Genomic DNA, 14219 nt, shown 5'->3' with positions numbered 1-14219 from the left:
AAGTCATTGAAGCAATCTAAGCCCATACCGGTAACAGCCATCTTCGATATTGGCAGGACTAACAAGAAGTTTTTCCTGTTTGATAAAGACTACAAGATCTTACAGAAGCAACAAACAAACTTAGAGCCTACAAAAGACGAAGACGGCTATCCCTGCGAAGAACTGGAGGCTCTTGATTCGTGGGTCCGTACTAAACTAAAAAAGGCACTTCAAAATGATGGATTTACCGTAAAGAGGCTGAATTTTTCTGCCTATGGTGCCAGTTTTGTTCATCTTGACCGAAATGGTCAGGCTGTTACTCCGTTGTATAACTACCTCAAAGATTATCCGGAAGAACTGCTTGAGAAGCTGTATCAGGATTACGGTGGGGAAGAGCAGTTTTCACTGGAGACCTCTTCGCCTCCCATGGGGATGCTCAATTCCGGCCTGCAGCTATACTGGCTGAAGCACAAACGACCTTTAAAGTTTAAGGAGATCCAGCATTCCCTGCACTTCCCGCAGTATTTAAGCCATTTGATCTGTGGAAAGCTTTCCACAGAACTTACCAGCATCGGCTGTCATACAGCACTGTGGAATTATGATACGGAGGATTACCACCAGTGGACCCAGGAAGAAGATATTGCAGAGCTGTTTCCCAAAATACAAACGGTTTTTCAAACCTACGATACAGACTACGAACAATCATCATTCAAGACGGGCATAGGCATTCATGACAGTTCAGCGGCCCTTGCTCCGTACCTTATCGCTTTTGAAGAACCGTTTATCCTGGCTTCAACAGGGACATGGAGTATTAACTTGAATCCATTTAATGACGAGCCGTTAACTTTCGGAGAGCTCAAAAAGGATTGCCTCTGCTACATGAATATATTTGGAAACCAGGTAAAAGCAGCACGTTTTTTCCTGGGCAAAGAATATCAGCATCAAACGAAAAAGTTGAGCGATCATTTTAACCGGAAGTTTGTGGAAGGGTCAGTAGAGCTGGATCCGGAGTTAATACAAAAGCTTGCAGCCAATCCTGATCCCGCCAAGAAGCTCAAGCTGGAGAAAGGTCATAATTCAGGTCCATATCCACAAGAGGAGCAAGGGGACTGGGAAGTTCATCAATTTGATAGCTACAAAGAGGGGTATCACCAATTATTGTTGGATTTAGTAGCTATCCAGGTGGCCTCACTAAAACTTGCTGAAGGATCAACGGATATTGAGAAGGTAATTGTAACCGGTGGCTTTAGCCAGAGTGACTTTTTTACAACGCTATTGGCTTCCCTTTTGCCGGAGAAAAAAATATACACCTCTTCGTTACCTCACGCTTCGGCCTTGGGTGCTGCAATGGTTGTAAATAATGATACCGATAAGAAGCGGGCCGATGTTTTCCAGGAAAAGCTGGGATTAACCCATCATGAACCGCATGACAAGCTGAAAGGCTTGAATTACTCCTGGGCACAATCCGTTGCCGGTTGATGGAGTGATTGGCAGGGGCTGAATTTATTTAAGGATGACCTGTTCCCTAAAAAATGCTATTTTAGGCCTGTTAATCAAATCCTCAACCTAACGTAAGTATTGTGATTCAACGGATTCAGTCTGTTTTACTTTTTCTGGCCTTTCTCTTGAATGGAAGCATCTTTTTTAACGCCCTTTATCATCATGCCGTAACCGATCCCCAGCAGTGGATGGGTATTTCCTTTGCTATTGTATTGACCCTGGCAGCACTGCTTCCCCTGGTATCCATTTTTTTGTATAACAATAGACAGAATCAGCTTCGGTGGATAAACATCGGACTTCTTGCACAGCTTATTACCCTTGGTTTTAGTTGCGGAATTTATGTTTCACTGGGTGGATTTGGAACCTTCCTCTGGGATGAAACGATCGGTCTTGGGCTGCTTATGTTAGCCTTGGTGGTACAGCTTGTTGCCCGGAAAAAAATTAAAGACGATATCGAACTGGTCAAATCTATGGACCGCATCCGCTAATCCCATTAACTTAAAGTTCCGGGATGTCATCTGATCAGTATTCGAAAATTGGTGTAATAACAGCTCTTTTTTTAGGGCTTGTCGCCTTTGGTTTTGCTCCTATTTTGGTGCGGCTTGCTCCCAATACATCTCCGCTTGTATTAGTGGTTTATCGCACTGTCTTTGCCGTTTTGATGCTCCTTCCCGCATGGATCTGGATGCGCAATAAGCAAAGTTCACCAGAGAAAGCAAAGGAGCGCTGGTGGATTGCCCTCTCTGGGATGTGTCTTGGTCTTCACTTTATCTGTTGGCTTTCATCCCTTTATTATACCTCGGTTGCATCCGCCTCCGTGCTGGTTACCATTCATCCGATTATTATGATTTTAGTGGAGCGGCTCTGGTTTAAGCGGAGCTTTGCTGCTACCACGTGGATCGGTGTACTCTTTGCCTTTGGAGGTTCACTCTTTTTAGGTATCTCAGACAGTCAGATCGACCAGCCCTTTGCCAATCCGTTGTTTGGTAATTTACTGGCTTTGACTGCCGCTATCATCTTTGTAGTGTATTTGCTGATAGGCCAACAGATTCGTAAAAAGCGGGCATGGATCGACTATGTGTTCCCGGTCTATTTTTATGCTGCCGTTACCTGTGTTGCAGTTGCTGTTATTGTGGGCAAAGATCTGCTGAATATTTCTACAATCGGTATCTGGGCTGGTGCAGGCCTTGCGTTTGGTCCCCAGATTTTGGGCCATGGATCTATGAATTATGCCGTGAAATTTATATCTCCAACACTTCTTTCCACACTTATCCTGGTAGAACCACTCTTGGCTTCCGTACTGGCCTATTTTCTGTTTGCCGAGTTGCCGCCGATAACGTCTATGGTGGCGATGGCTATTATTCTGGCAGGCGTAGGCCTGACATGGCGACGTGAGGCCCATTCGCCGGATAGTGGCGTATAGCATGATCATGGTATTTCGACTTCGTCGTAAATTCTATACCATCACAAAATTAATCGCAAGAAAGCTTGGCGAATCCCTTTAACAAACAGCTAAGACCTAAATATGCTAAAGCATTTATTTCTAATTCTATTTTTTATAGGATTTACAGGCCCTTTTTCTTCAGGCATTGCTTTAGGTCAGAAGACCATAAAGGTGATAGCCGAAACTACGTTAAGGCCCATATCTGATGTCTATATCTTTAATAACAGCCGGAATAAAGTAGTCTCAACCAATGTTGAGGGCAAGGCCATATTGACAAAGTTTGCTGCCGAAGATACCCTTCATTTTCAGCATCCTTCTTTCAAACCCCGGGTCATTATTTTCCACCAGTTAAAAGGGGATAGCCCTACAATCAGCTTGGTAGAACGGCCGGTAGTAATGGATGAAATTTTTGTATCGGCCAACAAGCGGGAACAGAAGTTAGAAGAGATTCCCCAGAGGATAAAGCGTATTCCAATGGATGATATTCAGTTTCAAAATCCCCAAACCTCGGCTGATTTACTTCAGAGCTCAGGGAATGTATTTGTACAAAAAAGCCAGCTGGGAGGGGGAAGCCCCATGATCCGGGGCTTTGCTGCTAACTCAGTCCTTATTGCGGTTGATGGTATTCGGATCAATAATGCCATTTTTCGCAGTGGCAACCTCCAGAATGTTATTTCTGTTGACCCTAACGCGCTGGAAAGTACGGAAGTACTTTTTGGACCCGGATCTATTATATATGGAAGTGATGCCCTGGGCGGCGTAATGAATTTTCAAACCAAGCAGCCGGTGCTTTCTTATTCTGAGGAGCAATCCCTTTTGAAAGTAAATGGGCTAGCCCGCTACAGCTCCGCCAATAACGAACGTACCTTTCATGCCGACCTGAGTTATGGCAAACAGCAGTGGGGGTTCCTAAGCAGCGTCTCATACAGCTATTTCGATGACCTCCGATCCGGCGGAAATTTTTATGACGAATTTCCAACCTTCGGCAAGCGTGAAGAATATGTTGTTCGCCAAAGTGGAGAAGACACCGTGGTCGAGAATGATGATGTAACCATGCAGCGTCATTCGGGCTACCAGCAGTTGAATCTGATGCAGAAAATTCGCTATAAGCCTACCGGAAGCTGGGATCTAAGCTATGGATTGCATTATGCGACTACCACCGATATACCACGTTATGACCGCCTGATAGAACGCTCAGAAGGCGATGCGGGATCACTGGTAAATGCTGAATGGTATTATGGGCCTCAAATTTGGATGCTGAACACCATAAAAGCGGATCATTTCGCCGATACCGGGTTGTATGATAAGATGAGCGCCGTGATTTCTCAGCAGTGGTTCCAGGAAAGTCGTAACGACCGTGATTTTGGAAGTCCCACCCTGCGCAACAGGGAAGAAAATATCGACGTCTATACAGCCAATGTCGATTTTGATAAACAATGGGGAACATCCCGGGAGTTATTCTATGGACTGGAAGGAATCCATAGTTACGTAACATCCGAGGCAATGGCAACCCAGATGGAAACGGGCCGCAAATCTCCGGTTGCAACGCGCTATCCGGATGAAGGAAGCGGCTATACACAGCTGGCAGCCTATGCGAAATACAAACAAGACCTCTTCTCCAACCTGACGGCTGTAGCCGGTACCCGCTATAGTCATGTGATGCTGGACGCTCGGTTTAGTGATCAATTTTATGACTTCCCCTTTGATGATATTGACCTTAACACCGGCGCGTTTAGTGGGAGTCTGGGTTTTACCTATCGTCCGGCGAAAACGCTTCAATTTAACCTGAATGGGTCCACAGGATTTCGGGCTCCCAATATAGATGATGTAGCCAAGGTCTTTGACTCTGAGCCGGGCACAGTTATTGTTCCCAATGCCAACCTAAAGCCGGAGTATTCCTATAATGTTGATTTTAGCGTGATCAAAGATTTTAATGAGCAACTGCGGCTTGAACTAAACACCTACTACACTTGGCTCCGGGATGCAATGGTGCGCCGCAACTTCCAGTTTAACGGGCAAGATTCGATCCAATATGACGGCACACAGAGCAAAGTGGAGGCGTTAGTAAATGCAGGACGGGCCTATATTTATGGTGTGAGCGCAGATTTATCAGCGGAATTAAGTCCCCATGTGGCATTTGATTCTCAACTCACTTATACCCGCGGGCAGGATACCTCCAATGATGAGCCTCTACGGCACGTTGCTCCGTTATTTGGGGCTGCAGGAATTACGTATAAGGCAAAACAGATTAAGGTCGAAGCCTATACCGAATTTAATGGGAAAAAGGATATTGATCTGTTTTCTCCTTCCGAACGAAATAAACCACACCTTTACACTCCTGAAGGCACGCCGGCCTGGGCTACCCTGAATATGAAAGCATCGTACCAGGTAAATGAAGAGGTGATGATCAATGCAGGCATCGAGAATATTTTGGATAAGCACTATCGTCCGTATTCTTCGGGTATCAGTGCCGCGGGCCGTAATATTTCTGTAGCACTACGCGCGCAGCTGTAAATGAGGGATGAAGCAGCTTGTGACTAAAAACTACAATTTCAATCTATTTTTTCTATCTTAGGTTTTAGATTCGGTAGATGGACTTTTAGTTGCAGTAGGTGACTTTAGGCAAGGACCGTGCAGATTATGAAACACAAATTTAGCTTTCCGTTGAGCGGTGCCATACTCGCGATTATGGCTGTCAGCCTCTATTTGGATGCATGTAGCTCTCTGGAAGAGGAGCAGGAGCTTAGTAATAGTCTGGATGTAAACGTTGTAGAGCCCGTTGAGCGCGACTTCGACGAAATTAAAGATCGCGGAGTGTTGCGGATGATTACCCGCTATAGTTCGAATACCTATTTTCTGCATCAGGGAGTGGAATGGGGGTTTGAATACGAATTAGTTCGCCGTTTTGCCAAAGAGCATGATGTAGCGCTCGAAGTTGTGGTCATTGGAGTTGGTGAAAATCCGTATGATATGCTCAATAGCGGGCAAGGCGACCTGATTGCCGGAAATTATACTACCACCCCGGAGCGTAAAAAGTACGTCGATTTTACTCACCCTTATAACTTAGTGGACCAGGTGGTCGTTTATTCAAGTGAAATTGGGGATCCACCACCCACAGTCGACGATTTGGCCCTAAGTGGCATTCCGGTGACAATGCGCAGCAACAGTTCCTACTACCATCGCATCCAGGATCTCTGGGAAGACAGTACCAACATTTCCGTGAACCTGGTTCCCAATCAGAAAGATACCGAATCGCTTTTATTCGATGTATCCCGGGGAAAGTATAGCGCTACTGTTGCAGATGATAATATCTTCCAGGCCTCCGCAAAGTATATGGATGGATTAGTGCAGGGACCTACCATTTCTGAAAATGATACCATTGCCTGGGCCGTTCGCAAGAATGCGTCTCAGCTTAAAAAGGAGATGAATCGATTTTTGTCTGATCATTTCCAGTTTAGATCGGAGGGCAAGGATCCCAAGCGGTCCCTTTTCCTGGATGTGTTGAAACAGCGATATTTTGAAGGCGGGCGCCAAGTGGCAGAATACTATAGCCCCAGTCCTGATATGGAGAAGAGCGGAAGCTTATCTCCATATGATGAGCTTATCCAGACGGTTGCTGATTCTGCCGGACTGGATTGGCTGATGGTAACCTCTATCATTGCCCAGGAGACCAAGTTCGACCCTATGGCTAAGAGCTGGGCCGGTGCTGTTGGATTAATGCAGATTTTACCTCGTTATTCGCAAGTTACTGATACAACCATGTTGTATAACGAAGAGGTTAACCTGCGCGAGGGGGTACGGATTATCAATAATCATCTGGATCACTACTCATATATTGACAGTACTGATCGGTGGTCGTTTGCTTTGGCTGCCTATAATGCAGGGGAAGGGCATATGGCCGATGCCCGCCGATTAGCCATTGATCACAATAAAGATCCCAACGAATGGGATAATGTAGCCGATGCCCTGCTTAAGCTAATGCATCGTAGTTACTACCGTAATGCTCGTTATGGCTTTTGCCGGGGTATCGAAACCGTGCGGTATGTGCGCGAGATCAACAGTCGATATAAAGTATATAAGAATATTATGGCGATGGAAGATTACAATGAGGATGAAGCTCTGCCCGGCGTGCTGGGATTCTTCAATTAGCGGTTCGCTTTAATCACCATCAGGGTAATATCATCAGATTGCTGGCCATTTGAAAAAGAGCGCACTTCCTTTATTATTGCCTGTTCAATGGCTTTGGCCGTTTGTTGACGATGTTCCTGGATGCATTTCAGCAGTCGTTCCTCACCAAACTCTTCTGTAGCGCTCTCATTCATAGCTTCCGTGACGCCATCAGTATAGAAGACCAGCAAGTCATCCGGGGAGAGTTTAATCTGTTGTTCTTCATAGGGAGTCATAGTAGGCATGGCGCCTAAAATGAGCCCCCCTTCCTGCAACTCTTCCGGAGATTCCTCATCAGCTTTAAACCAAAGGGGAGGGTTGTGCCCTGCATTGACATATCGGAATGTAAGTTCATCCGGATCGATAATGCCCCAGAAAAAGGTGATAAACTTATCACTTGGCGTATTCTGGTAGATAATATCATTGACTTGGTTCGAAGCCTCAGCCAGCGAGATGTCAATGGGAAGCAGTACATGTAACATAGACTGCAGGTTGGCCATCAGCAGGGCGGCCGGCATGCCTTTCCCGGTAACATCACCAATCGCAAATAACAGTTTCTTGGCGGGTGTTTCCAGGATATCGAAATAGTCGCCTCCCACTTGGTACGAAGAGATATTCGTAGCTGCGATATCCAGCTTTTCATGTTGGGGGATGGGATCCGGCAGCAGTCCCTTTTGGATGTTTTTAGCAATATTGAGTTCTTCCTCCATCCGTTCTTTCTCAATACGTTCTTCCAGAAGGTATGTTTTTTGGATAGAAAGAAGGGCCAGATTTCCCAGTGACCGCAAAAAATTATAATCTGAACTGCTGTAGGCCTCGCCGTTGGCCCGAGCCCCTACTCCGACCAACGCCATCTTCTCATTTTGAAAATGAAGCCCAATGACAGCCCGGATGTCATTCTCTTTGAGAAAAGGAATCTGGTCCGCCAGTTCACCATCAACCTCTACTAAATCTTCTTCTAAGTTGAATAATGTATCAATTTCATCGGAGCTGGGCTCTTTCTGAATGCCACTGGTGGTGACCAGTCGTTGTTTGCCGTCCTGCTCCAGGACAAAGAAAAATTTCCGGATTAACATCTGTCCCAGCATAGCAAACTTGAAGATGCGTATAATCTCCTGCCGATCAACCATGATGTTGAAATCCTTGCTCAAATCGAAAAGAGTATTAAGCTCATAAACTTTCCGGTCAAGCATCCGATTGATGCGGCGCAATTCGGTAAACATCCGGGAGTTGGCAATAGCTACCGATGAGATAATAGAAAGACTCTCAATAAATTCGATTTCATGCTTGCTAAGCGGTTGTTTGTTGCCTTTTGTCCCCAGGCAGAGGAAGCCAATATGATTGTTGCTGGTTTGCAGGTTAAAAAGGGTGCAATGGTCATCACCTGGCAGTATATTTGGCAGATCAATCTCATCAATACCGCAACGGATAACTGATTTATCGCGGACCTTCTCGCCAAACTTGATCGTCAGATGCTCTCCTTCATTGGGGCAGTCTTTTCCCTTGGCTTTGGATATTTCATACGTATCATTAGCAGGATGGTGGATGAGTACCATCGCCCGGCTAACCATCAACTTACCCATGGTAATTAGGAGCAAGTTATTAAGAACAAACTCCATGTCCTGAGACTCCACGAGCATTCGGGAAGTCTCTAATAGCGTGGTTAGCTCGAACCGTGACTGTCGATCTTTTTGCTGAAAGGAGGAGTCACTCACAATGCCTTTACTTTTTTTTTGTCATACGTATGGTGTTAACAGCGTCATCCGTCTGGTATTCAACAGCATCCATAAGTTTACGGATTAAGTAGACCCCGACACCCCCGCGTTTTTTTTCTTTAATTTTCTGGCGAATATCAGGCTTATCATATCGTTGGGGATCAAAAGCGTCACCGGTATCCAAGAGTGCTACCCAAAATTCGGTGTTATCATATCCCAGTTCAATATCGACGGATTTTTGTTTGTCGTTATTGTAAGCGTGTTTAATGATGTTGGTATAGGCCTCATCAACAGCAAGGCGGATGTCGGCTACCTCATTCTCCTTAAAACCAGAGTTGGTGGCATGGTCAGCTACAAAACTGCGTACTTCGGCCAGATGCTCCGTCGAAGCCGGTACTGTGATTTTATATGTAGCTGTAGATTTTGCCAAAGCTTACTCTAGTTGCTTTCGTCTTGTTCAAATTTCTTTATGGCATCTTCTTCCTGCTGCACAATGTCATAAAGCGTGGGGAATCCCAGCAAGTCAAACACATTATATACCTTGGGGTTCATATTCGTAAGCTTGATATCGCCCCCGAGGGTTCGTACATCTTCAATATAAGCCATAAAAACACCCAGGCCGGCACTTGCTATATAGTCCAGCTCTTCACAGTTAACAATAATGTGATGCTGGTTCTGGTCTATCAGTCGCTTGAGCTTGGTCTCAAGTTGAGAAGCTGTATGGGCATCCAGCTCACCGGTAAGCTCTAACACATCGTAGGTCTCTACTTTTCTGTGATTAATACTAAAATTTTTCATCGTTGCGGTTTTAAGTTAGACATCTATTCCCGGGATAAATTGAAGTTTCTAACATAAAAAAAATTCAGAACATCCAATGTAAAAAGACGATCTAATTTTTGCTGGATACCAATCTTCGCCTTTTATGGCTATGTGTAGGTGGAGTATACGAGAATAATGCAGGAAGGGTTCAAAAAAATAAGGCCTCACACGTATCAGGTGTGAGGCCCTGACTATTCATCAAGAGAGACGCTACTTGAGCGCACTGTAATATACAGTAATTACCCATTATTACACAAATGTTTTCTTAAAATTAAATATGGGTTAATATTAAACGGTATTTAATTTTAGGGTGTTGTTCTATCTTTTTGCATGCCAACGTATTTTAGAAAGTTTTTTGTCTCAGAAATAACTTCTTTTGTCGATTTTGATAACAAAGAACTGCAAATAACGTGATTTTTTGCCTCCGGAAAGTTCGCAGAATGGACCTGAGCGGTCGGAGTTCCGAGCATAGTAAGCATTCTTTGGATGGCCGGCACAGACACGGTGTTATCCTGATTGTTGGAATCTTTGTAATAATACCCGGTAAAAACCGGACATCTTACTTTTCCAAAAAGCTCCGATCGCATTTGGTGCTCTACGAATGCTCCCAGGGCCAGGGCTCCCCGCAAGGCATAAGAAGAATTCCAGATTTTACTTTCAGCTTGGCTTACCTCCGATGTAGTGATAAGGTAGGAGGAGGGGATCAAACGTTTAAGCAATGTTCGACTGAAGGGATGCTGCAGCAGTTTTCCTTTGAGTCCATAAAATTGGATAAGTGGAGAATATAGGATTAGCCCTGCAATATTGTGTCGATCATCTGCTTGTGCCGCCAGGTAGAGGGCAAGTGACCCACCGGTTGAACAGCCCATGATAAGCACTTTTTTTCCTATTTTTTGTCCAATAGTCAACGCAAGTCGGGCCGATTCCAACAGCTTGTTTTCAGTTAGATCGATCAAAGGATAGTTGGACTTTATGCCGTGCTCTTGAAGGCGACTTAAATAGAGGTTGGCTCCTAAAAAATCAGCAATTTCACGGTGCACAGGATGGCCTTCCGGATGAGAGGCGCGAAATCCATGCAGATAAACGAGTGCATATTCTGTTTGTTGGTGCTTGCTGTTGGGCTGCCACTCGATATGAGCCTCTGTTCCGGCTTTCAGATCATAGGTTGCCTCATGATCGGCGAGAAAAGAGTCCAGCTCTGAAAGGTTCTGAGGTACATCGCAAGGAGCAGCCATACATTATAGGCACAAAATATAGAGTTAAAACGGTACCCGCTCGGGCTATCCGGCATCGGAAGAAATCCATGAAGGCACGTCGTATTGGCTACTGATCTGCTCCCGAAGGTTTTCAGCTGCTGCTCGCGAAGAGAGACGTCCCAGTCGTACACGGAACCAGATATTACCCGTTTCTTCTTGCCCATATTTAACGACAAAAGCATTTTCAAAACCGCGGTCAACCCATTTTTGCACCTGACCTTCGGCTTTGGCACGAGATCGCCAGGCTTCTACCTGAACAGAATAAGAACCATCCGGATCAAAATTGACGCTAATCTGCTGCTCTTCTTTCTCCTGTTTTTGGTTGGCTGCCGCCAGGCTATCCAGCCGGGCTTGTTCTATGCTGTCTTGTCTTTGTTGCTCCAGCTGTTGTAGCTTTTGTATTTTCTCGAGAGAATCTTGGCGTGCTTGTTCGGCTTGTCGCCTTTCCTCCTCGCTAGGACCGCATCCGGTTAAGATGCCAAACATTACAGCTGTGATGAGTGAAAATATGATCCGCTTATCCATGATGACCCCCTGATTGAAATGTTAAATTTGTATGTGCGAGATGGCTTAATTTATTATTCACAATGAATTCCTATAACTCAATCTCTGGCAATTTGTTCCGACAGGTCGGACCGTTGAATGTTGCTTAAGAGTTTGTTTCTATTTAGCTTTTGAAAAAGTGCTTCACTTCCACTGTACAAATCCAATATTATAAATATTAAAATACATAAAAAATCCCCGCCTTGGTATTTATTAATTGTGGCGGGCATCATTGCTGTTGGGGTTCTTCTGCCTTTGGTCTACCTCTTGATTCGTGCTTTTGGAGCCTCCACAGAGATGTTAACCAATGTTATTTTCAGGATTCGCAATCTACGACTATTAGCTAATACGTTGTTGTTGGCCGGCAGTGTGTTAGCTTTGGATGTCCTGATTGCCTTACCATTAGCTTATCTGTCCGTACGATGTAAGGTTGTTGCCCGCCGTTTTATTACGCTGATGGGCGTTCTCCCCCTTGCCATGCCGGGCTACATTATGGCTTATGCGCTGCTGGGGCTCGGGGGATACAATGGAACATTCCAGGCTTGGTTTGGGTGGACTTTTCCACGAATTAGTGGGTTTGGCGGCTCCTTGATTGTCCTTACTATCTGTACCTTTCCCTATTTGTATCTAAACCTCAGAACGGCTCTTTTAGGATTAGATCAATCAATAGAAGAAGCCTCACGTTCACTGGGGCATGATGCTAAATCCACCTTTATTAAAGTCATATTGCCACAACTAAAACCGGCATTGCTGGCCGGTGGCCTGTTAATCTGTTTGCACGTGATCGGAGATTTCGGAACGGTTTCATTAATGAGGTTTGAAACCTTCAGCTATGCACTGTACCTGCAATATATTTCTGCCTATGATCGTATCTATGCCGCCTGGCTGGCCCTAATGCTGTTGGGCCTTACGACAGGAGCCCTTGTGCTCGAGTACCGACTATTAAAACAGGCGATCTACCACCGGCTTGGACGCGGCGTTGCAAAGGCCAAAACATATCTTGATTTAGGTCCATGGACCGTTCCGGCCTATATATTCATATTTTTTTTGTTATTGATTAGCATTGTATTGCCGGTTTCGTCCATTGGGTTTTGGCTAAATGAGGTGGCAGTTGGTTCGTTGATGGGAGATCTTATGGACGCCTTCTGGAATTCGGTTAGAGCTTCAGCACCAGCAGCAGTACTTACTACAATATTGGCTATTCCACTGGCTTATATTGGGGTACGATACCAGACAAAACTGAGCGGTCCCATTGAACGGGTGGCCTACCTGGGATATGCAACACCGCCTTTGGCATTTGCACTGGCACTGGTTTTCTTCTCGCTTTACGTCTCTACAGCCCTTTACCAGACGCTGCTGTTACTTATTATTGCTTATTCGTTGCATTTTTTGGCTGAAGCTATTGGGCCGGTTCGAAGTGCTCTATACCAGGCTCCCCCTGAACTGGAAGAAGCAGCACAATCACTGGGCTATTCATCGATCAAGTCCTTTTTTAAAGTTACCTTACCATTATTACGTGGTGGAATGGTAGCGGCTACATCTTTGGTTTTTTTATCAGCAATGAAAGAGTTATCCATAACGTTTTTATTATCACCCATCGGTTTCGATACCCTGGCACTAAAAGTATGGTCATATACGGGTGAGGCGATGTTTGCAGAGGCCGCTCCTTTTGCCCTTGCAATTATGCTGTTTTCATCCCTCTTTGTAGGGTTCGTATTCTCGAAAGAGTGGAAAAAGTCATGAAGAAACTTTTAGAAGTAACCAATTTAACGAAAGCATTTGATGAAAGCGGTCCCGTGGTGGATGCGCTTAGCTTTAGCGTTAGAGAAGAGGAAATATTTGCTTTACTCGGCCCCAGCGGATGTGGTAAAACGACCTGCCTCCGTCTTATTGCCGGCTTTGAGCATATCGACCAGGGGAGCGTATCTATTGCAGGTGAGATGCTTGGTTCTCCCACAAAACATATAGCACCCCAAGATCGGGGGGTAGGTTTTGTTTTTCAGGATTATGCCCTCTTTCCCCATCTTTCGGTAATCGATAATGTAGCTTTTGGGTTAACCGATATCCCAAAACAGAAACGTAACGTCTATGCCGAAGAGGTACTCTGCCGAACAGGGATGGGAGATTATAAAGATCGCAATCCCAGTGAGCTTTCCGGTGGACAGCAACAGCGGGTAGCACTGGCCCGGGCTATAGCCCCCAAACCCAAGCTTGTACTTTTGGATGAGCCGTTCTCTAATCTTGATGCCATGCTACGGGAATCGACTCGCAAAGAAGTTCGTGCTATTCTTAAAAAGGCAGGCATGAGTGCATTACTGGTTACGCATGACCAAGAAGAAGCCCTGTCTTTTGCAGATCGTATTGCCGTAATGAACGAGGGGAAAATTGAGCAAGTGGGAACACCAGAAGAAGTCTATTATCATCCCAAAACCCAGTTTGTAGCACAATTTTTAGGTCGTACCAACCTCTTTTGGGCCCGGGCCAGCGGAGGTTCAGAAGTACATACCAACCTTGGACCGATGAACCTTAATTGCAAAGCAAAAGGGAATGTTCTTTGTTCTATCCGTCCCGAGCATTTAACGCTTGAAAAGCCGACTACCCAACATCCGGATGAAATAGGAACCGTTGTAGCACGGGAGTTTAAAGGCCATGACATCACTTACCATGTACAACTGAAAGAAGAAAAATATTTGGTTCATACTGATAACCGTGTCATATTTGAACCGAACGACGAGGTTGTAATAAAACCATTAGAATCAGCTGTTATTTTAGAAGGCAAAAATTAATCAAACTTAT

12 protein-coding genes are annotated in these 14219 nt (G+C 45.1%); 7 read left to right on the top strand and 5 right to left on the bottom strand.

The genetic code is table 11. From position 1 onward, the window contains the following. Positions 1 to 6 precede the first annotated feature (6 nt). The 5 genes from J6I44_RS00230 (at position 7) to J6I44_RS00210 (ending at position 7072) form a co-directional block, all read left to right on the top strand. Positions 7 to 1458 (top strand): FGGY-family carbohydrate kinase, encoded by a 1452-nt coding sequence (locus J6I44_RS00230; RefSeq protein WP_265763914.1) that lies wholly within the window; start codon positions 7 to 9, stop codon positions 1456 to 1458. A 101-nt stretch (positions 1459 to 1559) separates the two neighbouring features. Next, positions 1560 to 1967: a DUF4293 family protein gene (locus J6I44_RS00225; protein ID WP_265763913.1), complete on the top strand. Its 408-nt coding sequence runs from the start codon at positions 1560 to 1562 to the stop codon at positions 1965 to 1967. A gap of 23 nt (positions 1968 to 1990) precedes the next feature. Then, positions 1991 to 2902: a DMT family transporter gene (locus J6I44_RS00220; RefSeq protein ID WP_265763912.1), complete on the top strand. Its 912-nt coding sequence runs from the start codon at positions 1991 to 1993 to the stop codon at positions 2900 to 2902. 102 nt (positions 2903 to 3004) lie between these two features. Then, positions 3005 to 5437, top strand: coding sequence for a TonB-dependent receptor (locus tag J6I44_RS00215; RefSeq protein WP_265763911.1), 2433 nt, complete (start codon positions 3005 to 3007; stop codon positions 5435 to 5437). Between the two features lie 126 nt (positions 5438 to 5563). Continuing rightward, a complete protein-coding gene (locus J6I44_RS00210) occupies positions 5564 to 7072 on the top strand; it encodes an MltF family protein (RefSeq protein ID WP_265763910.1) in 1509 nt (502 codons plus the stop codon). Here J6I44_RS00210 and J6I44_RS00205 read toward each other — a convergent pair. The 5 genes from J6I44_RS00205 to J6I44_RS00185 all read right to left on the bottom strand — a co-directional run bounded on the left by J6I44_RS00205 (position 7069) and on the right by J6I44_RS00185 (position 11405). After that, complete coding sequence (locus J6I44_RS00205) at positions 7069 to 8805, bottom strand: SpoIIE family protein phosphatase (RefSeq protein WP_265763909.1); 1737 nt, start codon at positions 8803 to 8805, stop codon at positions 7069 to 7071. The genes J6I44_RS00210 and J6I44_RS00205 overlap by 4 nt on opposite strands. Positions 8806 to 8812: 7 nt before the next feature. After that, positions 8813 to 9235, bottom strand: a complete 423-nt coding sequence (locus J6I44_RS00200) for an ATP-binding protein (RefSeq protein ID WP_265763908.1) — start codon at positions 9233 to 9235, stop codon at positions 8813 to 8815. Between the two features lie 8 nt (positions 9236 to 9243). Then, positions 9244 to 9603 carry an STAS domain-containing protein gene (locus tag J6I44_RS00195; RefSeq protein WP_265763907.1) on the bottom strand — a complete coding sequence of 120 codons (360 nt, stop codon included), beginning with the start codon at positions 9601 to 9603 and terminating at the stop codon, positions 9244 to 9246. Between the two features lie 326 nt (positions 9604 to 9929). After that, positions 9930 to 10859: an alpha/beta hydrolase gene (locus J6I44_RS00190; RefSeq protein WP_265763906.1), complete on the bottom strand. Its 930-nt coding sequence runs from the start codon at positions 10857 to 10859 to the stop codon at positions 9930 to 9932. Between the two features lie 45 nt (positions 10860 to 10904). Beyond that, the gene (locus tag J6I44_RS00185; RefSeq protein ID WP_265763905.1) at positions 10905 to 11405 is read right to left on the bottom strand and encodes an SPOR domain-containing protein; all 501 of its coding nucleotides are present in this window, start codon (positions 11403 to 11405) and stop codon (positions 10905 to 10907) included. Positions 11406 to 11642: 237 nt separating this feature from the next. Between J6I44_RS00185 and J6I44_RS00180 the strand changes: the two genes are divergently transcribed. Next, positions 11643 to 13166: an ABC transporter permease gene (locus J6I44_RS00180; protein WP_265763904.1), complete on the top strand. Its 1524-nt coding sequence runs from the start codon at positions 11643 to 11645 to the stop codon at positions 13164 to 13166. Beyond that, on the top strand, positions 13163 to 14209 hold the full coding sequence (locus J6I44_RS00175; protein WP_265763903.1) for an ABC transporter ATP-binding protein: 1047 nt from the start codon (positions 13163 to 13165) through the stop codon (positions 14207 to 14209). Before J6I44_RS00180 ends, J6I44_RS00175 begins: the two co-directional genes overlap by 4 nt. Positions 14210 to 14219: the final 10 nt, after the last annotated feature.

The sequence above is a fragment of the Fodinibius salsisoli genome (assembly GCF_026229185.1).
In the GTDB taxonomy this organism is placed as follows: Bacteria; Bacteroidota; Rhodothermia; order Balneolales; family Balneolaceae; genus Fodinibius; species Fodinibius salsisoli.
This window is presented reverse-complemented; position numbering and strand designations above follow the sequence as displayed.

Excerpts from the sequence above, each read along its gene's own strand:
- J6I44_RS00220 (WP_265763912.1), top strand. The coding sequence starts at position 1,991 with ATGTCATCTGATCAGTATTCGAAAATTGGTGTAATAACAGCTCTTTTT.
- J6I44_RS00215 (WP_265763911.1), top strand. The coding sequence starts at position 3,005 with ATGCTAAAGCATTTATTTCTAATTCTATTTTTTATAGGATTTACAGGC.
- J6I44_RS00210 (WP_265763910.1), top strand. The coding sequence starts at position 5,564 with ATGAAACACAAATTTAGCTTTCCGTTGAGCGGTGCCATACTCGCGATT.
- J6I44_RS00195 (WP_265763907.1), bottom strand. The coding sequence starts at position 9,603 with ATGAAAAATTTTAGTATTAATCACAGAAAAGTAGAGACCTACGATGTG.
- J6I44_RS00190 (WP_265763906.1), bottom strand. The coding sequence starts at position 10,859 with ATGGCTGCTCCTTGCGATGTACCTCAGAACCTTTCAGAGCTGGACTCT.
- J6I44_RS00185 (WP_265763905.1), bottom strand. The coding sequence starts at position 11,405 with ATGGATAAGCGGATCATATTTTCACTCATCACAGCTGTAATGTTTGGC.
- J6I44_RS00175 (WP_265763903.1), top strand. The coding sequence starts at position 13,163 with ATGAAGAAACTTTTAGAAGTAACCAATTTAACGAAAGCATTTGATGAA.